Origin of the sequence: Streptomyces sp. BI87, assembly GCF_025957665.1 — a bacterium.
GTDB lineage: Bacteria > Actinomycetota > Actinomycetes > Streptomycetales > Streptomycetaceae > Streptomyces > Streptomyces albidoflavus.
Genome location: NZ_CP110079.1, coordinates 4,449,394 through 4,474,361, shown reverse-complemented (window position 1 = coordinate 4,474,361; position 24,968 = coordinate 4,449,394). Strand labels below are relative to the sequence as shown.

22 protein-coding genes are annotated in these 24,968 nt (G+C 73.2%); 10 read left to right on the top strand and 12 right to left on the bottom strand.

Annotated elements, in window-relative coordinates:
• Nucleotides 1–24 precede the first annotated feature (24 nt).
• Entirely contained in the window at nucleotides 25–558 is a 534-nt protein-coding gene (locus tag OIM89_RS19985; RefSeq protein ID WP_051727267.1) for a DinB family protein, read from the top strand.
• Between the two features lie 27 nt (nucleotides 559–585).
• Here the strand turns inward: OIM89_RS19985 and OIM89_RS19980 are convergent, their stop codons facing one another.
• The 4 genes from OIM89_RS19980 to OIM89_RS19965 form a co-directional block, all read right to left on the bottom strand.
• Nucleotides 586–1,629, bottom strand: a complete 1,044-nt coding sequence (locus OIM89_RS19980; RefSeq protein ID WP_151169362.1) for an NAD(P)-dependent alcohol dehydrogenase — start codon at nucleotides 1,627–1,629, stop codon at nucleotides 586–588.
• A 110-nt stretch (nucleotides 1,630–1,739) separates the two neighbouring features.
• On the bottom strand, nucleotides 1,740–2,429 hold the full coding sequence (locus OIM89_RS19975) for an ABC transporter ATP-binding protein (RefSeq protein WP_030698945.1): 690 nt from the start codon (nucleotides 2,427–2,429) through the stop codon (nucleotides 1,740–1,742).
• 56 nt (nucleotides 2,430–2,485) lie between these two features.
• Nucleotides 2,486–3,970 (bottom strand): ABC transporter permease, encoded by a 1,485-nt coding sequence (locus OIM89_RS19970; protein WP_264491486.1) that lies wholly within the window; start codon nucleotides 3,968–3,970, stop codon nucleotides 2,486–2,488.
• Between the two features lie 125 nt (nucleotides 3,971–4,095).
• Nucleotides 4,096–5,352: a L,D-transpeptidase gene (locus OIM89_RS19965; protein ID WP_047465681.1), complete on the bottom strand. Its 1,257-nt coding sequence runs from the start codon at nucleotides 5,350–5,352 to the stop codon at nucleotides 4,096–4,098.
• A 418-nt stretch (nucleotides 5,353–5,770) separates the two neighbouring features.
• Here OIM89_RS19965 and OIM89_RS19960 point away from each other — a divergent pair, with 418 nt between their 5' ends.
• On the top strand, nucleotides 5,771–6,085 hold the full coding sequence (locus tag OIM89_RS19960) for a lipase chaperone (RefSeq protein ID WP_030698942.1): 315 nt from the start codon (nucleotides 5,771–5,773) through the stop codon (nucleotides 6,083–6,085).
• A gap of 251 nt (nucleotides 6,086–6,336) precedes the next feature.
• On the opposite strand, the gene hutH is transcribed toward OIM89_RS19960, so the two are convergent.
• From hutH to OIM89_RS19935, 5 genes are all read right to left on the bottom strand, one after another.
• Nucleotides 6,337–7,878 (bottom strand): histidine ammonia-lyase, encoded by a 1,542-nt coding sequence (gene hutH / locus OIM89_RS19955; protein ID WP_264491485.1) that lies wholly within the window; start codon nucleotides 7,876–7,878, stop codon nucleotides 6,337–6,339.
• Nucleotides 7,879–7,964: 86 nt separating this feature from the next.
• A complete protein-coding gene (locus OIM89_RS19950; RefSeq protein WP_217466587.1) occupies nucleotides 7,965–9,146 on the bottom strand; it encodes a GGDEF domain-containing protein in 1,182 nt (393 codons plus the stop codon).
• A gap of 749 nt (nucleotides 9,147–9,895) precedes the next feature.
• A complete protein-coding gene (locus OIM89_RS19945) occupies nucleotides 9,896–10,684 on the bottom strand; it encodes an enoyl-CoA hydratase/isomerase family protein (protein WP_030698939.1) in 789 nt (262 codons plus the stop codon).
• A 258-nt stretch (nucleotides 10,685–10,942) separates the two neighbouring features.
• Nucleotides 10,943–12,190: an adenylate/guanylate cyclase domain-containing protein gene (locus tag OIM89_RS19940; RefSeq protein WP_030698938.1), complete on the bottom strand. Its 1,248-nt coding sequence runs from the start codon at nucleotides 12,188–12,190 to the stop codon at nucleotides 10,943–10,945.
• 72 nt (nucleotides 12,191–12,262) lie between these two features.
• Complete coding sequence (locus OIM89_RS19935) at nucleotides 12,263–13,147, bottom strand: biotin--[acetyl-CoA-carboxylase] ligase (protein WP_047464888.1); 885 nt, start codon at nucleotides 13,145–13,147, stop codon at nucleotides 12,263–12,265.
• A 323-nt stretch (nucleotides 13,148–13,470) separates the two neighbouring features.
• Here OIM89_RS19935 and OIM89_RS19930 point away from each other — a divergent pair, with 323 nt between their 5' ends.
• The 4 genes from OIM89_RS19930 to OIM89_RS19915 all read left to right on the top strand — a co-directional run bounded on the left by OIM89_RS19930 (nucleotide 13,471) and on the right by OIM89_RS19915 (nucleotide 16,191).
• Nucleotides 13,471–15,078: an acyl-CoA carboxylase subunit beta gene (locus OIM89_RS19930; RefSeq protein ID WP_023419181.1), complete on the top strand. Its 1,608-nt coding sequence runs from the start codon at nucleotides 13,471–13,473 to the stop codon at nucleotides 15,076–15,078.
• 31 nt (nucleotides 15,079–15,109) lie between these two features.
• The gene (locus tag OIM89_RS19925; RefSeq protein ID WP_023419180.1) at nucleotides 15,110–15,313 is read left to right on the top strand and encodes an acyl-CoA carboxylase subunit epsilon; all 204 of its coding nucleotides are present in this window, start codon (nucleotides 15,110–15,112) and stop codon (nucleotides 15,311–15,313) included.
• Nucleotides 15,314–15,420: 107 nt separating this feature from the next.
• On the top strand, nucleotides 15,421–15,558 hold the full coding sequence (gene mmpB / locus OIM89_RS19920; RefSeq protein ID WP_175458620.1) for a morphogenic membrane protein MmpB: 138 nt from the start codon (nucleotides 15,421–15,423) through the stop codon (nucleotides 15,556–15,558).
• Nucleotides 15,559–15,591: 33 nt separating this feature from the next.
• On the top strand, nucleotides 15,592–16,191 hold the full coding sequence (locus OIM89_RS19915; protein ID WP_030698936.1) for a Maf family protein: 600 nt from the start codon (nucleotides 15,592–15,594) through the stop codon (nucleotides 16,189–16,191).
• Between the two features lie 557 nt (nucleotides 16,192–16,748).
• Here OIM89_RS19915 and OIM89_RS19910 read toward each other — a convergent pair.
• A complete protein-coding gene (locus OIM89_RS19910) occupies nucleotides 16,749–17,255 on the bottom strand; it encodes a hypothetical protein (RefSeq protein WP_175458621.1) in 507 nt (168 codons plus the stop codon).
• Between the two features lie 428 nt (nucleotides 17,256–17,683).
• Between OIM89_RS19910 and OIM89_RS19905 the strand changes: the two genes are divergently transcribed.
• The 3 genes from OIM89_RS19905 (at nucleotide 17,684) to OIM89_RS19895 (ending at nucleotide 21,602) form a co-directional block, all read left to right on the top strand.
• Nucleotides 17,684–19,456, top strand: a complete 1,773-nt coding sequence (locus tag OIM89_RS19905; protein ID WP_030698934.1) for an acetyl/propionyl/methylcrotonyl-CoA carboxylase subunit alpha — start codon at nucleotides 17,684–17,686, stop codon at nucleotides 19,454–19,456.
• 311 nt (nucleotides 19,457–19,767) lie between these two features.
• Nucleotides 19,768–20,850 carry a YncE family protein gene (locus OIM89_RS19900; RefSeq protein ID WP_229360106.1) on the top strand — a complete coding sequence of 361 codons (1,083 nt, stop codon included), beginning with the start codon at nucleotides 19,768–19,770 and terminating at the stop codon, nucleotides 20,848–20,850.
• 176 nt (nucleotides 20,851–21,026) lie between these two features.
• Nucleotides 21,027–21,602 (top strand): TetR/AcrR family transcriptional regulator, encoded by a 576-nt coding sequence (locus OIM89_RS19895; protein ID WP_047464879.1) that lies wholly within the window; start codon nucleotides 21,027–21,029, stop codon nucleotides 21,600–21,602.
• 33 nt (nucleotides 21,603–21,635) lie between these two features.
• Here OIM89_RS19895 and OIM89_RS19890 read toward each other — a convergent pair whose 3' ends face one another.
• Nucleotides 21,636–22,601 (bottom strand): DeoR/GlpR family DNA-binding transcription regulator, encoded by a 966-nt coding sequence (locus OIM89_RS19890; RefSeq protein WP_030698931.1) that lies wholly within the window; start codon nucleotides 22,599–22,601, stop codon nucleotides 21,636–21,638.
• A gap of 301 nt (nucleotides 22,602–22,902) precedes the next feature.
• A complete protein-coding gene (locus tag OIM89_RS19885) occupies nucleotides 22,903–24,351 on the bottom strand; it encodes an NAD(P)H-quinone dehydrogenase (RefSeq protein WP_008411127.1) in 1,449 nt (482 codons plus the stop codon).
• A gap of 127 nt (nucleotides 24,352–24,478) precedes the next feature.
• Here OIM89_RS19885 and OIM89_RS19880 point away from each other — a divergent pair, with 127 nt between their 5' ends.
• Entirely contained in the window at nucleotides 24,479–24,916 is a 438-nt protein-coding gene (locus tag OIM89_RS19880) for a gamma-glutamylcyclotransferase (RefSeq protein WP_030698930.1), read from the top strand.
• The last annotated feature ends 52 nt before the right edge of the window (nucleotides 24,917–24,968 follow it).

Genomic DNA, 24,968 nt, shown 5'->3' with positions numbered 1-24,968 from the left:
GGCGCCAGGGAGACGGGGGCTCGTATGAGCGGGACCGTGGTGCCGGCGGACGGCATGGCGGAGCGGATCTCACCGCCGGTGAACGGCAGCGAGCGGGAGTCGCTCCGCGGCCACCTGGACTTCCACCGGGCGACGTTGCTGGCCAAGTGCGCCGGTCTGACCACCGAACAGCTCCGCACGAAGTCCTCGCCGCCCTCGGCGCTGTCGCTGCTGGGCCTGGTCCGGCACATGGCCGAGGTCGAACGGGCCTGGTTCCGCCGCACCTTCGCCGGTGAGGACATCGGGCTGGTGTGGTCGCCGGAGGGTGACTTCCAGGTGGCGTACGACGCGGACCGGGCGGATGCCGGGGAGGCGTTCGCGGTGTGGCGGGCCGAGGTGGCGCACGCCCGGCGGATCGAGGCGGCGGCCGCCTCGCTGGACGAGACGGCCTGGTCCCCGCGGTGGGAGGCGGAGGTGTCGCTGCGGGCGATCATGCTCCACCTGATCCACGACTACGCCCGCCACAACGGCCACGCCGACCTCCTGCGCGAGGGGGTCGACGGGGCCGTCGGCGTCTGAGGCGCCCCGCCTGGCGGGGGGCGCCGGTCAGATGGTGGCGGTGTCGATGACGAAGCGGTAGCGCACGTCGCTGTGGACGACCCGCTCGTACGCCTCGTTGATCTGGTCGGCGCGGATCACCTCGATCTCGGCGCCGAGGCCGTGCTCGGCGCAGAAGTCCAGCATCTCCTGGGTCTCGGGGATGCCGCCGATGTTGGAGCCGGCCAGCGTCTTGCGGCCGCCGATCAGCGAGAAGAGGTTGAGCGAGACCGGCTCCTCGGGGGCGCCGACGTTGACGAGGGCGCCGTCGGGGCGGAGCAGCTTGAGGTAGCCGCCGAGCTTGAGCGGGGCCGAGACGGTGGAGACGATCAGGTCGAAGGTGCCGGCCAGTTCGTCGAAGACCGTGCCGTCGGCGGTCGCGTAGTAGTGGTCGGCGCCGAGCTTCAGGCCGTCCTCGCGCTTGCGCAGGGACTGGCTGAGCACGGTCACCTCGGCGCCGAGGGCGTGGGCGATCTTGACGCCCATGTGCCCGAGCCCGCCGAGGCCGACGATGGCGACCTTCTTGCCCGGGCCCGCCTGCCAGTGGCGCAGCGGGGAGTACACGGTGATGCCGGCGCAGAGCAGCGGCGCGGCCACGTCCAGCGGCAGGCTGCCGGGGATGCGGACGGTGAAGTTCTCGTCGACGACGACGTGGGTCGCGTAGCCGCCGTAGGTGGGCTCACCGTCCCGGCCTATCGCGTTGTACGTGCCGGTGGAGCCGTTCGCGCAGTTCTGCTCCTGGCCGGCGAGGCAGAACTCGCAGGTGCGGCAGGAGTCGACCATGCACCCGACGCCGACCCGGTCGCCGACGGAGAAGCGCGTCACGGCCTCGCCCACGGCGGCGACCGTACCGGCGATCTCGTGGCCGGGGACCATCGGGAAGATGCCCTCGGCCCAGCCGTCGCGGGCCTGGTGGATGTCGCTGTGGCAGATGCCCGCGTAGGCGATGTCGATCAGCACGTCGTGCGGACCGGGGGTGCGCCGCTCGATGGTCGTGCGCTCCAGGGGTGCGCCGGGCGCGGGGGCCGCGTAGGCGGGAACCGTCTGGGTCATGGGGGTGGCCTCCAGGTCGTACAGGGTTCAGCCTCCCGACCCTACGGCGTCGGCCTGTGCAGGGGCCAACGGTTCCGGGGCGGGCCCTCGCCGGCCCCGGAACCACGGCTTCAGGAGGCGTCCGCGCGGTTCTCGGTGAGGGTGAGGCTGCCGCCGGTGAGGGTGGCGAGGCGGGCGGCGCGGCGGGTGAGGGCGGGGTCGTGGGTGACCATGACGAAGGTGAGGCCGTGCTCGCGCCAGAGGGTGTCGAGGAGTTCCATGATGTCGTCGCGGGTGGCGGTGTCGAGGTTGCCGGTGGGTTCGTCGGCGAGGAGCACCTTGGGGCGCTTGACCAGGGCCCGGGCGATGGCGACGCGCTGCTGCTGGCCGCCGGAGAGCTCGGCTGGGACGTGGCCGGCGCGTTCGCCGAGGCCCACGGAGGCAAGTGCCTCGGCGGCCCGTTCGCGGCGGTCGGCGGCGCGCAGCCTGAGCGGGACCAGGGCCGTCTCGACGTTCTCCTGGGCGGTGAGGGTGGGGATGAGGTTGAAGCTCTGGAAGACGAAGCCGATGGTCTCGGCGCGGACCCGGGTGAGGCGGGCCTCGGGGAGCGCGGCGAGGTCGGTGCCGTCGAGTTCGACGGTGCCGGAGGTGGGCCGGTCGAGTCCGCCGAGCATCTGGAGGAGGGTCGACTTGCCGCCGCCGGTGGGGCCCTGGATGACGAGCCGGTCGCCGTCGGCGAGGGTGAGGTCGACACCGTCGAGGGCCGCGACGGTCTGCTTGCCCCGCCGGTAGTGCTTGGTGACGCCGCTGAGTCGGTACATGGTGCTGCTGCTCCTGCGTGGGATGGGGGTGCGGGCCGGGGACGGGGAGCCGGGTCTCACTCCACCCGCCGCAGGGCGTCGGCGGGCCGCAGCCGCGAGGCCCGCCAGCCGCCGAACGCCCCGGCGACCAGGCCCCCGGCGACGGCCAGGCCGACGGCGAGCGCGAGGGTGGTCGCGGAGACCGGCGCGGTGAGCGCGACGTCCAGGCTCTGCGCCCCGGTGCCCGGGCCACCCCCACTGCCGGGCCCGCGCCCCACGCCGCCGCCCATGCCCCCGCCGAGGGAGCCCAGTTGGGCGGTGAGCGTCGGTCCGGCCGCCGTGATGGCGTACGCGGCGCCGAGGCCGACCGCGATGCCGAGGACGCCGCCGATCAGGCCGTTGACCACGGCCTCGCCGACGATCTGCCGGGTGACCCGGCCGCTGCGCCAGCCGAGCGCCTTGAGCGTCCCGAACTCGCGGACCCGGCGGCCGACCGAGGCCGTGGTGAGCAGCCCGGCGACGAGGAAGGCGGCGGCGAGCACGGTCCAGGAGAGCCAGCGGCCGACGGTCCCGGCGAGCGAGGCGGCGGTGGAGAGGGAGCCGGAGACGGTGTCGGCGAGGTCGGCGGAGCTGGTGACGGTGGTGCCGGGCAGCTTCTTGGTGAGCGCCGTCTTGAGGGCGCCGAGCTGCTGGGAGTCGGCGGCCTGGACGTAGACGGTGGTGATCTTGTCCTTGGCGTCGGCCAGGGTCTGGGCGCGCTTCAGCGGGAGGTACACGTCGGCGGCGGCCTGGCCGCTGTCGGCGGTGGCGATGCCGACGACGGTGAACTCGGTTCCGCCGACGGTGACCTTGTCGCCCTTGGCGAGCTTCTCCTGCTGGGCGTAGCCGCTGTCCACGACGGCCACGGCGGCGTCGGCGTCGGCCTTGGTGAAGGCGCGTCCTTCGGTGAGGGCCGAGGAGGCGAGGGGACCGAAGCCGTCGGCGGTGACGTCGGTGCCGTAGACCGTGAAGGAGTCGATGCCGAACGCGGCGCCGCCGCCCTCGACACCGCCGCCGGAGCCGCCGCCCGGGCCGCCCGAACTGCCGCCGCCGGGGCCGCCGTTCGGCGGGGTGGCGGAGTTGCCCGAGCTGCCCTCCTGCTGGACCTGGCCGCGGCGGAACTGGCCGTCGACGCTGATGCTGGTGAGGCTGAGGCCGCCGGCGGCGCGGGCGACGCCGTCCTGGGCGGCGGCGGTGGTGACGGTGGCGGCGTCCAGGGTGGCGAGGCCCTGGACGACGAGGCGTTCGCCGGACTGCTCCTCGCCGTCCTCGTCGGCGTCGAAGTCGAAGGTGGGGCGCTCGGGGCGCTCGCCGTCGGCCGGGGCGGAGCGGGCCTTGGTGACGGTCAGGTCGGTGCCCAGGCCGTAGAGGGAGCCGAGGACCTGGTCCTGGGCGCGCTGCATCCCGGCGGTGACCGAGGTGACGACGATGACCAGGGCGATGCCGAGCGCGAGACCGGAGGCGACGACGAGCGCCGCCTTTCTGCGGCGCCGCAGTTCGCGCCGGAGGTAGGTGAGGAACATGCCGCGACCGTAGAAACGCTCCGTGATGAACGGTTAAGGCGTACGTGAGAGCGGCATGAGAAGACCCCGCGCCCGGGAGGGACGCGGGGTCTTCGGGGCCGGTGCGGAACCGGACGGGGAGGGGATCAGACGGCGGAGCCGGCCTTCCACTGCGCCCAGTCCATGTTCCAGCCGTTGAGGCCGTTGTCGGGGGCGATGGTCTTGTCGCCGGTGTTCCGGACGTCGACCACGTCACCGACCATCGAGTTGTTGTAGAACCAGGCGCCGGGGGTGGAGGCGTCGTTGGCGCCCTTGGCGTCGGCGAGGCCGACACAGCCGTGGCTGGTGTTGGCGTTGCCGAAGATGGACTTGTCGCCCCAGTAGTTGCCGTGGATGAAGGTGCCCGAGGTGGAGAGCCGCATGGCGTGCGGCACGTCCTTGATGTCGTACTCGCCCTTGCCGTCGTCGTCGGTGAAGCCGACGGTGGCGCCGTTCATCCGGGTCTCCTTGAACTTCTCGGAGATCACCATCCGGCCTTCGTACGTCTTGTTCTCGGGCGAGCCGGCCGAGATCGGGATGGTCTTGACCGTCTTGCCGTCCCGGGTGATCTTCATCGTCTTGGTCTTGGCGTCGACGATGCTGACCTGGTTCCGGGCGATCTTGAAGGTGACCGTCTTCTGCTGGACGCCGTAGACGCCGTCCGCGCCCTCGACGCCGTCGAGGTCGAGCTTGAGGGTGACGGTGGAGTTCCCGGCCCAGTAGTCCTCGGGGCGGAAGTCGAGCCGCTTCTCGTTGAACCAGTGGCCGACGACCTCCTGGCCGCTGCTGCTGGAGACCTTGATGCCGTTCTGCACGGCCGCCTTGTTGGTGATGCCCTTGTCGAAGTTGATCGAGACGGGCATGCCGACGCCGACGGTCGAGCCGTCCTCCGGCGTGAAGTTGCCGATGAAGCTGTTGTCCGGCGAGACGGTGGTGAAGGAGGCGTTCTCGTGGGCCTTGCGGCCCTCGCCGTCCTCCGCCTCGGCGGCGATCTTGTAGACCGTGGCGCGCTGGAGCTGGCCCTCGGGCTTCCAGGAGGTCTTGTCGGCGGAGAAGGTGCCCGGCACGTCGGTGCCGTCGGCGGACTTCATGCTGACGTCGGTCAGCTTGCCCTTGGTGACGGAGACCTCGGCGTCGTTGTTGATGCTGGCGTTGTCCGCACCGTCCTTGGGCGTGATCTTTATTCGGGCCGCCGAGGTCTTCTTCGCCGCGGCCTCGTCGACCTCCGCCTGCGACTTCTCGCGGCTCTCCGACGAGCCCCCGCCGCTCCCGCCGTCGCCGCCACCGCACGCCGTGAGCACGAGCACTCCGCCGAGCAGTGCGGACGCGGCCGACAGAGCCCTGCGCCGCTTGCTGTCCGTCATCACACGCTTCTCCATCGTTGCTGATCCCCGGACGTCCTGGCGGCCCGGCCCCTGACGCGGTCCGGACCGCGCCTCCAAGGACGCCTGTCCCCACTACAGGTTTACAACACCCGCCCGGTAAGTCCGGTTCCCCTTCGCTCACCGATGTGAGCTACGCCACGACCCACTCGTCAGGGGACGTTCTAGCAGCTCACACCACCGGCCACCAGGGGCGATCGGATTCGGCCACTCCCGGCACGGTGGTCTCCTGCCCAATTCGCCCGAACTCATACGAACCGTTGTGCCCCACCGTCGCACACTCGCGCCCCCGGGCAGTAGCCCCACCCGTAATCTGCCCCTCCGCTTTCCCCCGCCCCGGGCGGTCACTACGATCGGCCCACACGGCCAATTCGCCAGCGCCACAAGGGGGATCGCTTCCGTGTCGTCCACCGCACGACGATCACTTCTCACCGCCACCACCGCCGCCACCCTGCTGGGGGCGCTGTGGTTCGTGCCGTCCGCCAACGCCTCCGGCACGGCGGGCGACACCGCCCCGCAGGAGGTGCGGACCGCCACCGCGGCCGGCCCCGCCGCCGAACCGGCCGGCGAGGAGCTCCTGCTCGCCGACTCCGGCAGCGTGGACACCACCCCGTACCTCGTCGGCGGAACCGCGTTCCTGCTGATCGGGGCGGGCTTCGTGGCCTACTCGGCCCGTCGCGGGCCCTGGGGCAGCGAGGACGCGGGACTGACCTGATCCCGCCGCCGCGGGGCGCGGGCCCGCGCCGTGCACCGCACAGCCCGCCCCGCTCCCCGCACCCCCTCCCCCCAAACTCCCCACATCCCGCCACGGGCGACAATCAGCCACACCCCCGCCACCCCCCGCGCACACTCCCGCGCGAACCACCCACCACGCACTGCGTACGGGCTCCGCCGTCCGTCCCCCTCCCGCCGGACGGCGGCGACCGCACCCCTCCCCACCCCGCCGTCACCCGGCAGGGCAGTTGCTCACGCCAGCGGCCCGGTGTGCTGCTCGGCGGCTTCGACCGGGCGGCCGGAGCGGACGAACTCGGTGGTCAGCGCCAGGTCCGGGGCGAGCACCCGGTCCTGCCCCGGTCCCTCGACACCGGCCGCGCGCAGCGCCGCGATGACGGCGGCGGAGGCCGGGGCCGGGGTGAGACCGGCCCGCAGCTCGACGGCGCGGGTCGCCGCGTACAGCTCGACCGCGAGCACCCGGGCCAGCGCGTCCACGGCGGTCCGCAGCTTGCGGGCGGCGGACCAGCCCATGGAGACGTGGTCCTCCTGCATCGCGGAGGACGGGATGGAGTCGGCGGAGGCCGGAACGGCGAGCCGCTTCAACTCGCTGACCAGGGCGGCCTGCGTGTACTGGGCGATCATGAGGCCGGAGTCGACGCCCGGGTCGTCGGCGAGGAAGGGCGGCAGCCCGTGCGACCGGTTCTTGTCCAGCAGCCGGTCGGTGCGGCGCTCGGCGATCGAGGCGAGGTCGGCGACGGCGATGGCCACGAAGTCCAGCACGTAGGCGACGGGCGCCCCGTGGAAGTTGCCGTTGGACTCCACCCGCCCGTCGATGACCAGCGGGTTGTCCACGGCCGCCGCCAGCTCGCGCTCGGCCACGAGCCGGGCGTGCGCCAGCGTGTCCCGGCCCGCCCCGGCGACCTGGGGCGCACACCGCACCGAGTACGCGTCCTGCACACGCGGGGCGTCGTCCTGGTGCCCGCCGACCAGCCCGGAGCCGGCCAGCACGGCGGCCATGTTGGCGGCGGAGGCCGCCTGGCCCGGGTGCGGGCGCACGGCATGCAGCTCGGGGGCGAGAACGCGGTCGGTGCCGAGCAGCGCCTCCAGGGTGAGGGCGGCGGTGATGTCGGCCGTCGTGTAGAGCCGGTCGAGGTCGGCGAGGGCCATGACCAGCATGCCGAGCATGCCGTCGGTGCCGTTGAGCAGCGCGAGCCCCTCCTTCTCGCGCAGCTCGACCGGGGTGATGCCGTGCTCGGCCAGCAGCTCGGCGGCGGGCCGCACGGTGCCGTCGGGGCCCTCGGCGTCGCCCTCGCCCATCAGCGCCAGCGCGCAGTGGCTGAGCGGTGCCAGGTCGCCGGAGCAGCCCAGCGAGCCGTACTCGTGCACCACCGGGGTGATCCCCGCGTTCAGCACGTCGGCGACGGTCTGCGCCACCTCGGGGCGGACGCCGGTGTAGCCGGAGCAGAGCGTCTTCAGCCGCAGGAACATCAGCGCCCGCACCACCTCGCGCTCCACCCGCGGGCCCATCCCCGCCGCGTGCGAGCGCACGATGTTGCGCTGGAGCTGGGTGCGCAGCTCCGGGCCGATGTGCCGGGTGGCGAGGGCGCCGAACCCGGTGGAGACCCCGTAGACCGGTTCGGGCTTGGCGGCCAGCGCGTCGACCGCCTCCCTGGCGTGGGCGAGCGCGGCCAGGGCTTCCGGGGAGAGTGCGACGCGGGCTCCGTCACGGGCGACCGCGACGACGTCGGCCGCGCTGGTGCCGGAGGTTCCCACCACCACAGTGTGCATATCCATATTCAGGAGCGTACGCAGTGAATCCCGCGCTGTCACGGGTGGTGGGCGGGGGAGACCGTTACCGGTTTCACCAGGGGCGGGCGGGGTCATCCCGGCGCACCCGCGTCACCGCTCCCGCCCCTCCGCCCGCGCAGCCGCCGCCGCTCGCCGCCCTCCGGCGGTGGGGTGTCGGCCAGTTTCAGCACCGCGTCGGCGCCGGTCTCCGGCTCGGCCTCGCGACCGGCGACGACCGGCCCCCGGGCCCGTACCGCCTTCGCCCGGTACTGCGCGGCGTCCGCCAGCCGGAAGAGACGGCGCGCCGAGCGGACCTCGCCGATCGCGTCCCCCGTCGAGGCGACCCCGCAGGCCACCCCCTCCCCCGTCGCCAGCCCGTACGCCCGCTCGCACAGCTCCTCGGCCACCCCCACCACCTCGTCCGCCCCGGGACCGACGCTGACCAGGCAGAACTCGTCCCCGCCGAGCCGGGCCGCCAGCGTCCCCGGCAGCATCGCCCCGCAGAGCGACAGCAGCGAGCCGAACCGCTCCAGCAGCCGGTCGCCGACCGCGTGGCCGTGGGTGTCGTTGACCCGCTTGAGCCCGTTGACGTCGCAGACCACCAGCGACACCACCGCGCCCTCGGCCCGGTGCGCCTCCACCGCCTCGTCGAGCCGCGCGTCGACCGCCCGCCGGTTGGCCAGCCCCGTCAACGCGTCGGTGTACGCCAGCCGCCGCGCCTCCTCCAGCCGCTCGCACTGCACGATCCCGGCGGCCGCCACCGCCGCCAGCACCGTCGCGAAATCGGCGTCGGCCCGCCCGAACACCTCGGCCCCCGCCTCCCGCGCCACGTACAGCTCACCCCACGCGTGCCCGTGCAGCACGATCGGCGCCACCACGCAACAGCCCCGGCCCCGCCGCCGCAGGGCCGCCACTCGCTGATGGCAGTAGCCGGGCCGCCCCTCGGCCCGCCCGTCCGACGTCTCCACCCAGGCGTCCGGCTCCCCGCCCCCCGCCCACCGCTCGTGCAGAAACTCCGTGATCTCCGGGAACTGATGCACCGGATACGTCTCAGCCTCCGGATACTCCTCCTCTCCCGCCGCCAGCCGCCCCGCGTTGACCAGCACCCGCAACCGCCCCTGCTCCCGCTCCCACACCGAGAGCGCCGCGAAACTCCCCCCGAGCGCCCGACAGGCCCCGAGCGCGGCCGCCCGCCACACCTCACGCGGCCCCTGAGCCGCCGCCATCGCCTGCGCCAGCCCCACCACGGCCCGGAGCCGGAGATCGTCTCCCATCCCTCCAGGCTATGGACATATGCCGCCAAGTGAGACTTTTTGCTGCGCTGTGGGGCGCGGGGAGGCCATCACTCCGCCTCAGCCGGGCGGACCGGAGCGGGGCCGCACCCGCCGCGCCCCGGGCCCCGCGTACGGCGACTCCCGGGCGAAACGCGGCCTCCGCCTTCGGAGCGCCACCCCGCCGCGAGCACGAAGCAGACCTTCCCATCGCGCCCTGACGCCGCCGCCGTCGCGGGGACGCCTTCTCCGCGCCCCGTGGAAGCCGGGAGCAGCGGCACACCGCCCCCACGACTCTGCTCGGCACATGCCCGGCCGGACCGAGAACCGCGCCTGCCGAACAGCCCCACCGCCCCACCACCCGCCACCTGCACAGACGCGGCACACCCTCCGTACTTCCGCCTTCCTCCGGCCCAGGTCGCCGCTCCGGCGCGCCGATGCGGCGCGCCTCAGCTCCGTCCCGCTCCCACTCCGCACCAGAACCAGGACTTACGCGGCCTCCGCGCGGCCGCCCCCAGCATCCGGCCACGCCCCGCTCCGCGCACAGCCACCTCGCGGGCTCCCCCGGACGCCACCGAGGGCCAGAACCCCTCACGCGCTCCGGCCCGGCGGCCGGGCCGCGAGAGAGCCCGAGCGGGAGCAGCGGATACGCACGGCGCCCGCCCGGGAGATCGGCGGCCGACCGCCCCGGGCCCGTCACGGCCGCGAGGTCAGCGGCCGGCCCCGGCCCGCCCGGGGCCCGAAAGGCGCGGTCACTGCCCCGGCCACTTCGGCGCGCGCTTCTCGTTGAAGGCCGCGACTCCCTCGGCGCGGTCGCCGGAGAAGGCGGTGGCGCGCCAGGCCGCGTCCTCGACCTCCAGGCCCGCCCGCAGGTCCAGGCCCTGCCCGAGGCGCAGGGCGCGCTTGGCGTTGCGCAGGCCGACCGGGGAGTGGGCGGCCATGGCCGTCGCCAGCTCCAGGGCCTCCGCGCGGTCCTGTCCTTCCTCGGCCAGCCGGTCGACCAGCCCGAGGGCCAGAGCCTCCGCCCCGGCGACCCGGCGAGCGCTGAAGACCAGCTCGGCCGCGCGGGCCGCACCCACCCGGCGCGGCAGGAGCTGCGTACCGCCCCCACCCGGGATCACCCCCACGGAGACCTCGGGCAGCCCCACCACCGCTGTCGGGTCGGCGACGATCAGGTCGCAGGCCAGCGCCAGTTCGTAACCGCCCCCGAGGGCGTACCCGTGGACCGCCGCGATGGTCGGCATCGGCAGTTCCAGCACCCCCGTGTAGGCCGCCCGCGCGGTGGGCCGCTGCCGGACCAGCTCGGCGTCGGTGAAGCGGTTGCGCTCCTTGAGATCGGCTCCCACGCAGAACGCCTTGGGGTGCGTGGAGGTCAGCACGGTGACCCGTACGTCCTGATCGCGCGCCAGTTCCTCGCAGGCAGCGGCCAGTTGACGTGCCAGATCGGTGGAGACGGCGTTCATCGCCTCGGGCCGGTCGAGGGCCAGTTCAGCCACGTGACCGTGGCGGGTGATCGTGAGGTGCTCTGCGGTCTGCGGCATGGCCTGCTCCTGGCTGAGGTTAACGATCGTTACCCGATCCTATCCAGGCCTCCACAAGCCCACTCCAGCCCGGCCGACGCCTGAGGCCACCAGGAACCGGCGCCTCCGAACCCGACGGGACAACTCACCACAGCCCGCCCGGCGCTTGAGGCCACCCACGGCCGCCACGGCCGAACAAAAACGCGTCGCGGCCCAAGAGCGTCCCGCCCAGGCCGAGGCAGAAAGAGACGGCAGCCCGGCAACCGTCGTCGCGGGAAGTCAGTCCCGGCGGGTGAGCAGCCAGGGCTCGACCGCCCCGAGCCCCCGTACCGGCCGCTGGTGCATCGGCTGGAGGGCGAACCGGTACTGGGCGGGCTCCTCCGCGGCCGCCGCCTCCGCCTCGGAGGCCGGCGCCTCCCCGGTCCGTACCAGTTCGGCGGCGAACGCGCTGTCCACCAGGATCGCGTTCTTGGGGGCTATGGAGGTGAGCCGGGAGGCGAGGTTCACGGTCGTCCCGAACACATCGCCCATCCGGGTGGTGATGGTCCCGAAGGTCATCCCCACCCGCAGCTCAGGCATGCTCCCGTCGTTGGCCATGGTCTCGATCAGCAGCAGGGCGATCTCCGCGGCCGTCCCCGCGTCGTCCGCGGCGAAGAGCACCTCGTCCCCGAGGGTCTTGACCAGGCGCCCACCCCGTGCGGCCACCAGGTCGGCGGCGGTGGTCTCGAACGCCTCGACCAGCTCCCCGAGCTCCTCCTCCTCCATGCGCCGGGTGAGCCGGGTGAAGCCGACCAGGTCCGCGAAGGCGACCGCGAACCTCCGGTCGACCATCTCCTCGTCGTCCGCCACCTGGATGACCCGGCCGGTGGAGGCGGCCAGCTGCCGCCTCCACACGTAGACGAGGAACTCCTCCAGCTCCGGCAGGAGCAGCTCGATCAGCGGATACGTGACCTCGGTCCGGGTCATTCCGGGCTCGGGCGGCTCGGTGAGCCCTTCCAGGAAGGAGTCGATCTGCCACTCGGCCAGCCGGGCCGTGGTCTGTCCGGTGGACCGGGCCACCTGCACGGCCATGGCCTCGCTGAGCAGCCCCGCCTCGACCAGACCGGCCAGCCGCCGCAGCGCCAGGACGTCCGCCTCGGTGAGCGCCTTGGCCTGCCCGATGTCGGCGAACCCCATGGCGCGCCAGAACCGTGAGGCCAGCTCCATGGAGACCCCGGCGGCCCGGGCGGCCTGGAACGGCGTGTACCGGCGCTCCGCCCCGAGGATCAGCCCCTCGATACGCAGGGCCAGCGGGTCCTGCTTGGGCTCGGTCTGCCCGCCGTCCTCCTGCGGCTCGCCACCGCGCTCGGACCGGTCGGGAAGATCGGGCAGACCACGCTCGGGGGCACCGGGGCCGGTCCCGCGCCCACCGCCCCGCGCGGAGCCGTCGGGGGCAGCGCTGTCGGACGCCCCGGCCCCGCCGCCGGTGTCCCGGCCGTGGGGACCGCGCGGCGTCCCGGTACCGGAACCCGTGTCGTCGACGGTCACTGCCAGCTGCCCTTCCGATCTGCGGCGGTCGCCTGTGGACCGGGCCCAACGATACGGCAGGTGTGCCGTGGCTCACTCCCCGCCGGAGCCCTCCGGGGGACCGTCCGGGCGCAGGTGGACGATGTCCCCGGCACCCACGGGACGCTGCACGCCGTCCGCGGTGGCGAGGACGAGCCGCCCGTCCGCGTCGAGGGCCACGGCCTCCCCGGTGAGTGCCTCCCCGCCCGGCAGCTCGGCCCGCACGGCGCGGCCGAGGGTGACGCACCCCGCCGCGTACGCCGCCTGCACCCCGGAGGCGGCGGCGTCACCGTCCTCCTCCTGCCAGCGCCCGTACCACTCCTCCAGCGACCGCAGGACGGCGCGCAGCAGCGGGTCCCGGTCGGTGACGGCGGCCTGGGCGAGGCCGAGCGAGCCCGCAGTGGGGACGGGCAGCTCGTCGGCGCGGAGGGTGACGTTGACGCCGACGCCGATCACGATGCCGCCGCCCGCCATCTCCGCGAGGATGCCGCCCGCCTTCCGCTCCTCGTCGCCCACGGTGACCATGAGGTCGTTGGGCCACTTGAGTCCGGTGTCGACGCCCGCGATCCGGGAGACGGCCGAGGCGACGGCCACGCCGGTGAGCAACGGCAGCCAGCCCCACTTCTCGACGGGCGCCGTGGGACGCAACAGGACCGAGAAGAAGATCCCGGACCGGGCCGGAGCCGACCAGCGGCGGTCGAGGCGGCCGCGCCCGGAGAGCTGCTCCTCGGCCACGAGGACCGTGCCCTCGGGCAGCTCCGGGGCCCGGGCGGCGAGGTCGGCGTTGGTGGAGCCGGTCTCCCGGACCACGTCGAGGGAGGTCCAGAGTCCGCCGGGCCGCACGAGCGCACGCCGCAGCGCGGACTCGTGGAGCGGGGGCCTGCTGAGGTCGGACCAGGGAGCGGGGCCGTTACGCCCGGGGCGGTCGGTCGGTGTCATGGGTCCCAGCCTGCCCCTGGTCGGGCACTCCTGGCCAACGCCCGCACGCGGCCGGACGGGCTCAACGGGGGCTCCCGCGAGCCTGGCCTCGGCCGGAAGCCCCGTTCGGCGGGCCCTCCCGTCTCCCCCGGAATGCCCCTCTTCACTCCGTACGCAAGCGCACACGGGTGTGGCAAACACCGCACTGACGAAGCGGAGCGGCGCCGATACGCTACGGAACAGTAGCTCAGCGGCCTTGCGCCGTTCCGGCCTCCGGCCGCCGCCCTCACGGCGCCGGACGCCGACCGTCCACCCCTCGTGACCAGGCAGGGAGCCGCATCCCGATGTCCGCGCCGGAAAACGCCACCACACCGCCCAACCCCGAGCTGCACACCACCGCGGGCAAGCTCGCGGACCTGCAGCGCCGGATCGAGGAGGCCACGCACGCCGGTTCCGCGCGTGCGGTCGAGAAGCAGCACGCCAAGGGCAAACTGACGGCGCGTGAGCGCATCGGTCTCCTTCTCGACGAGGGCTCCTTCGTGGAGCTGGACGAGTTCGCCCGGCACCGCTCCACCAACTTCGGCCTGGAGGCGAACCGCCCCTACGGGGACGGCGTCGTGACGGGTTACGGCATGGTCGACGGCCGGCCCGTGGCGGTCTTCTCGCAGGACTTCACGGTCTTCGGCGGGGCGCTCGGCGAGGTCTTCGGGCAGAAGATCATCAAGGTGATGGACTTCGCGCTGAAGAACGGCTGCCCGGTCATCGGGATCAACGACTCCGGCGGCGCGCGCATCCAGGAGGGCGTGAGCGCCCTCGGCATGTACGGCGAGATCTTCCGCCGCAACACCCACGCCTCCGGCGTGATCCCGCAGATCTCCCTGGTGGTGGGGCCGGCGGCGGGCGGCGCGGTCTACTCGCCGGCGATCACCGACTTCACGGTGATGGTCGACCAGACCTCGCACATGTTCATCACGGGCCCGGACGTCATCAAGACGGTCACCGGCGAGGACGTCGGCTTCGAGGAGCTGGGCGGCGCACGGACCCACAACGCGACGTCGGGCGTCGCGCACCACATGGCGGGCGACGAGAAGGACGCCATCGAGTACGTCAAGTCGCTGCTGTCCTACCTGCCGTCGAACAACCTCAGCGAGGCCCCGGTCTTCGCCGAGGAGGCCGATCTGGAGATCAGCGACGAGGACCGCGAACTGGACGTCATCGTCCCGGACAGCGCGAACCAGCCGTACGAGATGCTGCGGGTCATCGAGCACGTGGTGGACGACGGGGAGTTCCTGGAGACGCAGGCCCTGTTCGCGCCGAACATCGTCACCGGCTTCGGCCGGGTCGAGGGCCACCCGGTGGGCGTCGTCGCCAACCAGCCGATGCAGTTCGCCGGCTGTCTCGACATCGACGCGAGCGAGAAGGCCGCCCGCTTCGTGCGCACCTGCGACGCCTTCAACATCCCGGTCCTGACCTTCGTCGACGTGCCGGGCTTCCTGCCGGGCGTCGACCAGGAGCACACCGGCATCATCCGGCGCGGCGCCAAGCTGATCTACGCCTACGCCGAGGCGACGGTGCCGCTGATCACCGTGATCACCCGCAAGGCGTTCGGCGGGGCGTACGACGTGATGGGCTCCAAGCACCTGGGGGCCGACCTCAATCTGGCCTGGCCGACGGCGCAGATCGCCGTGATGGGCGCGCAGGGCGCGGTCAACATCCTGCACCGCCGCACCCTGGCGCAGACCCCCGCCGACGAGCTGGAGGCGGTCCGCACGCGCCTCATCCAGGAGTACGAGGAGGCGCTGCTCAACCCGTACACGGCGGCCGAGCGCGGCTACATCGACGCGGTGATCATGCCGTCGGACACCCGCAGCCACATCGTGCGCGGGCTGCGGCAGCTGCGCACCAAGCGGGAGAGCCTGCCGCCGAAGAAGCACGGCAACATCCCGCTCTGACGGATTCGGCACTGCCTGGAGGCCCGAGATGATGATCAAGGTGGTACGGGGCAACCCGACGCCGGAGGAACTGGCCGCCGCGCTCGCCGTGGTCCGGGCACGGGCCGCCTCCGCGCCCGGTTCCGACGAGGGGCCGCGCACGCCCGAGGGCTGGTCCGACCCGGCGCGCATCGCCCGGACCCGGATGCCGGCGCCCGGCCCGCGCTCGTGGGCGCGGACGTTCTGGCCGTCATAGGTTCCGCCGCCCCGCGCGGGCACGGCCCCGGGGTCCCCGGTGGCCCGGGAGGCGCTTGAGTATCCGTACTCAAGCGCCTCCGGCGTGCGGAGCGGAGGATCGGATTCATGTTGTGGTCCGATTCCGTGGAACGTGAGGAAGAGGTGGGCCGCGCGGCGCGCGAGGCACACGCGATGCTGCGCCGCGCGTGGGTGCTGCTGGCGGTGGCGGCGGTGGTCGTGATGTGTGTGCTGGGGCTGCGCTGACGAGGCCCCAGGGCGGGCGGTTAGGGTCGGAGGATGAGTAATCGTCGTGTGGTTCTGGCATCGGCCTCCCCCGCCCGTCTCGGTCTGCTGAGGCAGGCCGGGCTGGTGCCCGAGGTGATCGTCAGCGGGGTGGACGAGGACGCGCTGACCGCCGGTTCCCCCGGGGCGCTGGCGCTGGTCCTCGCCGAGGCCAAGGCGGCCGCGGTGGCGCTCAGGCCCGAGGCGACGGGCTCGGTCCTGATCGGCTGCGACTCGGTGCTGGACCTGGACGGGGTGGCGCTCGGCAAACCGGCCGATGCCGAGGACGCCACGGCCCGCTGGAAGGCCATGCGGGGGCGCAACGGCGTCCTGCGCACCGGCCATTGCGTGATCGACACCGCCAGCGGCCGCCGGGCTTCCGCCACCGCCTCCACCACGGTCCGCTTCGGCGAGCCCTCGGACGAGGAGATCGCCGCCTACGTGGCGAGCGGTGAACCGCTGCACGTGGCCGGTGCGTTCACCCTGGACGGCAGGTCGGCGCCGTTCATCGACGGCATCGACGGCGACCCAGGCAACGTGATCGGCCTCTCGCTGCCCCTGCTGCGCCGTCTCCTCACCGAACTCGACCTGGCGATCACCGACTTCTGGGAGTAGCGGACTCACTCCGCCCGCCCGGCCCAGCCGCTCCCGGACCGAGAGCCACACGCCGCTCCATCGCATCGACCACCGGACACCCTCAGTGACTCCGCCCCGCCCGGGTACGCGGCCGACCCGACGGGAGGGCGGAGAGTTCGGCCTGCCCGCGCTGGCCGGCTCCGAGCCTCCGGGCCCCTGAAGTCGACTGTTTCCACCGCACGTTGCGGGGCGAGCGGCGTCCGCGCCGCGAGGAGAGAGGGCGACGGCCACCGCCGCCGGAACGAGACTGCGCACCGAACCTCCAGAGCCGTGCATCACGCTGTCGATCACGGAGAGTAGTCATCGCATGCGTGATCGACCAGTCCCGGAGCCCTCGTTCGCTCGAATGGGGGATATGCGGACAACGGTGCGTAGAAGGCGTGTGAAGCGGACAAGACTCCCTCGCACAGGAGTTCAGGCCGCGCGACGGCGCGAGGAACCCCCGGGGGCGGGGCCGAGCGGACCGTACGCGGGGAGAAGAAGGGGGAGAGCGGCTCATGACACGGGACGCCTCATCAGGCGCCCGGCGCCGCAGACTAGGAGGCGGCGGGCTTCGGCCCCGGCTCCCCCTGGAACGGCTCCTGCTTCTGGGTCCGCTCCTCGCCCTGTTCGCCACCCGCGCCCTGCTGCGCCTTGGGCCTCTCCGGCCGGCCGCCGGGCCCGTACGCCACCAGCGTGAACACGATCAGCGCGAGCACCACCATCAGTACGGCGAAGGCTTCCCAGCCGACCAGGCCGACCGTGAGGGCGCCCAGGACGCCGTGGACGACGGCGACGACGACCAGCAGGATGCGGGCGAAGCGCGCCGGGGCGCGGTCGCGCGCGCCGACGAACAGGAGCACCAGGCCGCAGCCGGCGAGGAAGACCGCCGAGAAGATGCCGAAGCCGAGGGCCCCGCCGGACATCATCGCCGGGTCGAGCCCGTCGAGGGACATCGACTGGTTCTCCACCACGATGCCGACCGTCATCAGCAGCATGAAGACGCCGAACGCCTCCGCGAACAGCACGACTCCCGCCGCGACCGCCGCCACTCTCCGCACCATCGCGCCACCCCCTGCTCCGTCCGGCCGGGCGGCCGGAACCTCGGCCCGCGCGCCAGCCCGGTTGGGTGCGCCGACGGGGCGCCGCACACGGTTACCCGCAGTACGGCGACAGCGCGAACGCTACTTACCGGTAAACCCCCGGACAAGACTCCTGCGACACTCTGCCGGACCGCAAAGAAATCCCACGCCCTTCGTAGGGATTCCACAAAGAACCTGGAGCGCGGGACGCGTCCGGCTACAGAGACCTTGACCACACCGGGGACCTGCTGCCTCTTGAGGATTCCCCGCGTACCTTGGTGCGACAAGGGATGCAGCCACCTTCGTGAGCCTCGGATCACACTCCGTGTGGGCAAGCTCACCTCTGGGGACGGGTCGTGGAGCCGTGTGGGCAGTCCCTAAACTCAGCTTGTTTCAAGGAGGGAGCCATCGTGCGCAAGGTGCTCATCGCCAACCGAGGCGAAATCGCTGTCCGCGTTGCCAGGGCCTGCCGGGACGCGGGGATCGAGAGCGTAGCCGTCTACGCCGACCCGGACCGGGACGCGCTGCACGTCCGCGCGGCCGACGAGGCGTTCGCCCTGGGCGGTGACACGCCCGCGGCCAGCTATCTGGACATCGCCAAGGTGCTCCAGGCCGCCGCGGACTCCGGTGCGGACGCGATCCACCCGGGCTACGGGTTCCTCTCCGAGAACGCGGAGTTCGCGCAGGCGGTCCTCGACGCGGGGCTGACCTGGATCGGTCCCCCGCCGCAGGCCATCCGCGACCTCGGCGACAAGGTGGCGGCCCGTCACATCGCGCAGCGCGCCGGCGCTCCGCTGGTCGCCGGCACCCCGGACCCGGTCTCCGGTTCCGACGAGGTGGTGGCCTTCGCCGAGGAGCACGGTCTGCCCATCGCCATCAAGGCGGCGTTCGGCGGCGGCGGCCGCGGACTGAAGGTGGCCCGCACCCTCGAAGAGGTGCCGGAGCTGTACGACTCGGCCGTGCGTGAGGCCGTCGCGGCCTTCGGCCGGGGCGAGTGCTTCGTCGAGCGCTACCTGGACAAGCCGCGCCACGTCGAGACGCAGTGCCTGGCCGACCAGCACGGCAACGTCGTCGTCGTCTCCACCCGTGACTGCTCGCTCCAGCGCCGCCACCAGAAGCTGGTCGAGGAGGCGCCCGCGCCCTTCCTGAGCGAGGCTCAGGTCGAGCAGCTGTACTCGGCGTCCAAGGCCATCCTCAAGGAGGCCGGCTACGTCGGCGCGGGCACCGTCGAGTTCCTCGTCGGCAACGACGGCACGATCTCCTTCCTGGAGGTCAACACCCGTCTCCAGGTGGAGCACCCGGTCACCGAGGAGGTCGCGGGGATCGACCTGGTCCGGGAGATGTTCCGGATCGCCGACGGCGAGGAGCTGGGCTACGGGGACCCCGCGCTGCGCGGCCACTCCTTCGAGTTCCGCATCAACGGCGAGGACCCGGGCCGGAACTTCCTGCCCGCCCCCGGCACCGTCACCGTCTTCGACCCGCCGGCCGGCCCCGGTGTCCGGGTGGACGCGGGCGTGGAGTCGGGCAGCGTGATCGGTCCGGCCTGGGACTCCCTGCTGGCCAAGCTCATCGTCACCGGCGCCACCCGCGAGCAGGCGCTCCAGCGCGCCGCCCGGGCGCTGGCGGAGTTCAACGTCGAGGGCATGGCGACGGCCATCCCGTTCCATCGGGCAGTCGTCGCCGACCCGGCCTTCGCACCCGAACTCACCGGGTCCAGCGACCCGTTCACCGTCCACACCCGGTGGATCGAGACCGAGTTCGTCAACGAGATCAAGCCGTTCAACGCCCCCGCCGACGGTGACGCCGAGGACGAGTCCGGTCGCGAGACGGTCGTGGTGGAGGTCGGTGGCAAGCGCCTGGAGGTCTCCCTCCCGTCCTCGCTGGGCATGTCCCTGGCCCGTACCGGCCTCGCCGCCGGAGCCAAGCCGAAGCGCCGCGCCGCCAAGAAGTCCGGCCCGGCCGCCTCCGGCGACAGCCTCGCCTCCCCCATGCAGGGCACCATCGTCAAGATCGCGGTGGAGGAGGGCCAGGAGGTCAAGGAGGGCGACCTCGTCGTCGTCCTGGAGGCCATGAAGATGGAGCAGCCGCTGAACGCCCACCGTTCCGGCACCGTCAAGGGCCTGGCCGCCGAGGTCGGCGCCTCGATCACCTCGGGCGCCGTCATCTGCGAGATCAAGGACTGACCGGCCGGCCCGGCCGCACGGCGACAGGCCCTTCACGCGAGCACCGCGTGAAGGGCCTGTTCCCTTTTCCGGTCCGCCGGTCCGCCGGTCCGCCGGTCCACCTGTCCGCACGGACACCACCCTTCCCTCCCGCCTCTCCCGCCCGGACGGCAGGACCACCGATGTCCGCGTCGTGGAGAAAGCGTGAACTCCCTTGCACAGGGCAGATGTTGCACGTTCCGCGCACAGGGCGTGCCGTTCTCCCCGCAGTAGCGGCGACGACTGCCGGCCCGTCGCGCCCCGTACCTCCCTGACGTAAGGACGGACCAACCGTGCAGCAGAGACCGGATCGTGGGCCCCGCTGGGGGCGCCTGCTCGCCGTGAGCGTGGTGGGGGCGCTGGCCCTGTTCGGGCCGGGGTCGGCCACCGCGGGAGCCGCCGGAACGTCGGCGGGGCAGCCCGGAACGACCGAGCTGCCCTTCGCGTACCACTCCGGCCTGGAGACGGACGCGCGGCACCAGCGGCTGTACATCTCGGACCGGGTCACCGGCTCCGTGCTCGTCACCGACTTCGACGGGCAGGTGGTCCGCAAGCTCGACGGGCTGCCCGGCGCCGCCGACCTGGCCCTGTCGAAGGACGACCGCACCCTGTACGTCGCCCTCGCGGAGGGGGACGCCGTCGTCGCCCTCGACACGGCCACGTACCGGCAGAAGGCGCGGTATCCCACCGGCGAGGGGACCGGGCCCGCGCAGCTCGCGCTGACCGGCGGGAAGTTGTGGTTCAGCCACGGCGAGGACTGGGAGAGCAGCATCGGCTCGCTGGACCTCGGCGGACCGAAACCGGTCGTCCGCCTGCACCTGACGCCCGAGGGCTACTGGGGCGGGCCCCCGCGGCTGACCGCCTCCCCCGCCGCCCCGGGCAAGCTCGTCGCGGGCGAGCAGTACATGAGCAACGCGGGCGTCACCGTGTACGACGTCAGCTCCGGGACGCCGAAGCCGCTGGTCGCCGAGGACAATCCGGGTGACCTCGGCTCGCTGGTCGGGCTGACCCTGACCCCGGACGGCAAGAGCCTGCTGGCCACGGGCGGTTACCCGTACCACCACCTCTCGCTGGCCCTCGGCTCCCTGGAGGTCGACCACGTCTACCCGACGGTGGCGTACCCCAACGCGTCGGCGGTCTCGGCGCGGGGCGCGGTGGCGGCGGGCGTGAACAACAGCTGGGGTGAGGACGTCTACCTGTTCCGGCAGGGCGAGTCCGAGCCCTACCGCGTGGTCGACCTCGACCCGGGTACCGGTTCGTACCTGCGTCCCAACGGACTGGCCTGGTCGCCGGACGGCACCCGCCTGTTCGCCGTCACCGGCACCGACGGCCCGCACCTCTCCCTGCGCGTGGTGACCGCGGCCGACCCGCGCTGACCGAACGCCGGGCCCGGCCCCTCACCGGCGCGACCGGCGCCGAGGGGCTGGGCCTTTCCGCGGTCGGGCCCCGTGCCGGCGCCGCCCGGGCCCGCAGCGCCCCGTCCCCCTTCCGCCCCATGGCATCCTGAAGGAGCAGCGAGGGGCGGCCGAGCCCCACCCCGGGAGGGAAACCCATGCCGACCGAAACGGACCAGCGCCCCCTGCGCGCCGACGCGCGGCGTAACCGTGAGCGCCTGCTCGTCGAGGCCCGGCGCGCCTTCGCGGCGCACGGCACGGACACCTCGCTGGAGGAGATCGCGCGCCGGGCGGGCGTCGGGATCGGCACCCTCTACCGTCACTTCCCGCACCGCGAGGCCCTGCTCAGCGCGGTCTTCGCCGATGCCGTGGGAGAGCTGCTGGAGCGGGCACGGGAGTTGCTGGAGGCGGAGCACCCGTGTGCGGCGCTGGTGGAGTGGCTCCGTTCGCTGATCACTCATGCGAGTGAGTACCAGGGGCTGTCCGGGGCGCTCATGTCGGCCTCCAGCGGGGCCGGTTCGGAGCTGTCGCGGTGCAGCGACCCGATGCGGGACGCCGGTGCGGCGCTGCTGGGCCGCGCGCAGGAGGCGGGGGTGGTGCGCGCCGACATCTCCATCGGCGACCTGCTCCAGCTGACCAACGCCATCGCGCTGGCCGCCGAGGCCACCCCGGACGAGCCGGAGCTGGCCGACCGCCTGCTCTCCCTCACCCTGCGCGGCATCCGCCCGGACTGACCGGCCCCGGCCGGCCCGGGGCCGCGCGGCGGCTCACCTCCGCCGCAGGTCCGCCATCCTTCCGCGCTCCCCCAGCTGCTGCTCCCCGAGGGGGCCGGGCCCCGCGCTCCCGCGCAGCTGCGGCCCGCCCGGGGGCGGCGCTCCGTGGACGGTGCGGCGCTGGCCGGGCAGCGGGGCCTCACGGCGTACCCCGCCGCCGCTCCGGGAGCCGCCGGGGGCGGCGGGAGGGGGCGGCGCCTCGGCGGGCGGCTGGTGGGAGCCGGCCAGGGAGATCTGCACCCCCTGGTCGGCGAGGGCCTGGAGTTCGCCGGCGGCGCGCTCCTCGTGGGCCGGCGGCTCGTCGGTGACCAGGCGGGTGATGAGGTCGGTGGGGACCGTCTGGAACATGGTGTCGCTGCCGAGCTTGGTGTGGTCGGCGAGGACGACGACTTCGGCGGCGGCCTGGACGAGGGCCCGGTCGACGCTGGCGGAGAGCATGTTCGAGGTGGACAGGCCGCGTTCGGCGGTCAGCCCGGTGCCGGAGAGGAAGGCGCGGGAGACCCGCAGCCCCTGGAGGGACTGTTCGGCCCCGCTGCCGACCAGGGCGTAGTTGGAGCCGCGCAGGGTGCCGCCGGTCATGACGACCTCCACCCGGTTGGCGTGGGCGAGGGCCTGGGCGACCAGCAGGGAGTTGGTGACGACGGTCAGCCCGGGGACCCGGGCAAGGCGGCGGGCCAGCTCCTGGGTGGTCGTACCGGCGCCGACGACCACGGCTTCCCCCTCGCCGACCAGTCCGGCGGCGAGGTCGGCGATGGCAGTCTTCTCCGCCGAGGCGAGGTGGGATTTCTGCGGGAACCCGGATTCGCGGGTGAAACCTCCCGGGAGTACGGCGCCGCCGTGGCGGCGGTCGAGGAGTCCTTCCGCCTCCAGCGCCCGCACGTCCCGCCGTACGGTCACTTCGGAGGTCTGGACGACGCGGGCGAGCTCCCGGAGCGACACGGCTCCGTTGGCGCGCACCATTTCGAGGATCAATTGGCGACGTTCTGCAGCGAACACGGAACTGACAGTAATGCCAACGACCGTCTGCTTTCAGCACTTTGCGCCGGATAACAGAAATTGTTCGCACCGGGTCCGCCGGGGTGGTATATGCGACTGGCGCACCCCGGAAGCACCTGCGGAGCCGTCTCCGGGCAGCCGGGAACCCCGTGCTCCCTGAGCAGAAACGCTCCCGCACACCCCACTTCTGACCTGCGCGGGCACCCCGGAAACACCGGGACCCCGGCGGCCGGGTGCGGCTGCCGGGGTCCGGGGTGCGAGGGCGTCAGGAGTCGGAGGCCAGCTTCCGGGTGTGGAGCTGGCGGGCCACCTCGGCGATCGAACCCGAGAGCGAGGGGTAGACCGTGAAGGTGTTGGCGATCTGCTCGACGGTCAGGTTGTTGTCGACCGCGATCGAGATCGGGTGGATCAGTTCCGAGGCGCGCGGCGCCACCACGACTCCGCCGACCACGATCCCGGTGCCCGGACGGCAGAAGAGCTTCACGAAGCCGTCCCGGATGCCCTGCATCTTGGCGCGCGGGTTGCGCAGCAGCGGCAGCTTGACGACGCGGGCGTCTATCACGCCCTTGTCGACGTCGGCCTGGCTGTAGCCGACGGTGGCGATCTCGGGGTCGGTGAAGATGTTGCCGGAGACCGTCTTCAGGTCGAGCGGCGCGACCGCGTCGCCGAGGAAGTGGTACATCGCGATCCGGCCCTGCATGGCGGCGACCGAGGCGAGGGCGAAGACACCGGTCACGTCACCGGCCGCGTAGACGCCGGGGGCCGAGGTGCGGGAGACCTTGTCGGTCCAGATGTGGCCGGACTCCTTGAGGCGGACGCCCGCCTCCTCCAGGCCCATCCCCTGGCTGTTGGGGACGGCGCCGACCGCCATCAGGCAGTGGCTGCCGGAGATGACCCGGCCGTCGGCGAGGGTGACCTCGACGCGGTCGCCGACCCGCTTGGCGGACTGGGCGCGGGAGCGGGCCATGACGTTCATGCCGCGGCGGCGGAAGACGTCCTCCAGGACGGCGGCGGCGTCCGGGTCCTCGCCGGGGAGCACCCGGTCGCGGCTGGAGACCAGCGTGACCCGGGAACCGAGTGCCTGGTACGCCCCGGCGAACTCGGCGCCGGTGACGCCGGAGCCGACCACGATCAGCTCCTCGGGGAGCTCGTCGAGGTCGTAGACCTGGGTCCAGTTGAGGATGCGCTCGCCGTCGGGCTGGGCGTCGGGCAGCTCGCGCGGGTGGCCGCCGGTCGCCAGCAGCACCGCGTCGGCGGTCAGCCGCTCCTCGGTGCCGTCGGCGGCGGTCACCACGACGGTGCGCGAGCCGTCGGTCTGCTGCTGGCCCTCCAGCCGGCCCCGGCCGCGCAGCACACGCGCGCCGGCCCGGGTGACCGAGGCGGTGATGTCGTGGGACTGGGCGAGCGCGAGGCGCTTCACCCGTCGGTTGACCTTGCCGAGGTCGACACCGACCACCCGGGCGGGTGAGTCGATGTGCGGGGTGTCGTCGGCGACGATGATGCCCAGCTCCTCGTAGGAGGAGTCGAAGGTCGTCATCACCTCGGCCGTGGCGATGAGGGTCTTGGACGGGACGCAGTCGGTCAGCACCGACGCCCCGCCCAGGCCGTCGCAGTCGACGACGGTCACCTCCGCGCCGAGCTGTGCGGCCACCAGCGCCGCCTCGTAGCCGCCAGGTCCGCCACCGATGATCACGATCCGAGTCACGTACTCCATTGTCCCGCACGCCTCGGGGAGCGACGCCCCGGGGCCCTCCGTCCGGGGTGCGGAGGGCGTCGCGCCGCTCCGAGCTGTGGTTCCGTAACCCCCGGACACCCGCCGCTCCTGCCGTACCCTCGGAACCATGTCGCTCTTCGCCGCCTACGCCGGCACCCTCGACGCGCGGCTCATGTCCCGCCGCGCCCCGCACTCCCCGCTGCGCGCCACCGGCTGGCTCAACGGGTGGCGGCTCACCTTCGGGGGCGAGCACCTGGGCTGGGAAGGGGCGCTCGCCACCATCGTGGAGGCGCCGCGCTCGCAGGTCTTCGTGGCGCTGTACGACATCGCGCCGATGGACGAGGACGCGATGGACCGGTGGGAGGGCGTGGGCCTGGACATCTACCGCCGGATGCGGGTCCGGGTGGACACCCTGGACGCCACCGAGCCGGCCTGGGTCTACGTCCTCAACGGCTACGAGGGCGGCCTGCCCTCCGCCCGCTACCTCGGCGAGATCGCGGACGCCGCCGAGTCGGCCGGCGCCCCGCACGACTACGTGATGGAACTGCGCAAACGACCCTGCTGACCGGCGACGGGCCCCTGACTGGTCCGTACCTGAATCACCCCCGCCGTCTACG

Coding starts and splice junctions, on each gene's coding strand:
- OIM89_RS19985 (WP_051727267.1), top strand. CDS start 25: ATGAGCGGGACCGTGGTGCCGGCGGACGGCATGGCGGAGCGGATCTCA.
- OIM89_RS19980 (WP_151169362.1), bottom strand. CDS start 1,629: ATGACCCAGACGGTTCCCGCCTACGCGGCCCCCGCGCCCGGCGCACCC.
- OIM89_RS19975 (WP_030698945.1), bottom strand. CDS start 2,429: ATGTACCGACTCAGCGGCGTCACCAAGCACTACCGGCGGGGCAAGCAG.
- OIM89_RS19970 (WP_264491486.1), bottom strand. CDS start 3,970: ATGTTCCTCACCTACCTCCGGCGCGAACTGCGGCGCCGCAGAAAGGCG.
- OIM89_RS19965 (WP_047465681.1), bottom strand. CDS start 5,352: ATGACGGACAGCAAGCGGCGCAGGGCTCTGTCGGCCGCGTCCGCACTG.
- hutH (WP_264491485.1), bottom strand. CDS start 7,878: ATGGATATGCACACTGTGGTGGTGGGAACCTCCGGCACCAGCGCGGCC.
- OIM89_RS19950 (WP_217466587.1), bottom strand. CDS start 9,146: ATGGGAGACGATCTCCGGCTCCGGGCCGTGGTGGGGCTGGCGCAGGCG.
- OIM89_RS19945 (WP_030698939.1), bottom strand. CDS start 10,684: ATGCCGCAGACCGCAGAGCACCTCACGATCACCCGCCACGGTCACGTG.
- OIM89_RS19935 (WP_047464888.1), bottom strand. CDS start 13,147: ATGACACCGACCGACCGCCCCGGGCGTAACGGCCCCGCTCCCTGGTCC.
- OIM89_RS19930 (WP_023419181.1), top strand. CDS start 13,471: ATGTCCGCGCCGGAAAACGCCACCACACCGCCCAACCCCGAGCTGCAC.
- OIM89_RS19925 (WP_023419180.1), top strand. CDS start 15,110: ATGATCAAGGTGGTACGGGGCAACCCGACGCCGGAGGAACTGGCCGCC.
- mmpB (WP_175458620.1), top strand. CDS start 15,421: ATGTTGTGGTCCGATTCCGTGGAACGTGAGGAAGAGGTGGGCCGCGCG.
- OIM89_RS19915 (WP_030698936.1), top strand. CDS start 15,592: ATGAGTAATCGTCGTGTGGTTCTGGCATCGGCCTCCCCCGCCCGTCTC.
- OIM89_RS19910 (WP_175458621.1), bottom strand. CDS start 17,255: ATGGTGCGGAGAGTGGCGGCGGTCGCGGCGGGAGTCGTGCTGTTCGCG.
- OIM89_RS19895 (WP_047464879.1), top strand. CDS start 21,027: ATGCCGACCGAAACGGACCAGCGCCCCCTGCGCGCCGACGCGCGGCGT.
- OIM89_RS19890 (WP_030698931.1), bottom strand. CDS start 22,601: ATGGTGCGCGCCAACGGAGCCGTGTCGCTCCGGGAGCTCGCCCGCGTC.
- OIM89_RS19885 (WP_008411127.1), bottom strand. CDS start 24,351: ATGGAGTACGTGACTCGGATCGTGATCATCGGTGGCGGACCTGGCGGC.
- OIM89_RS19880 (WP_030698930.1), top strand. CDS start 24,479: ATGTCGCTCTTCGCCGCCTACGCCGGCACCCTCGACGCGCGGCTCATG.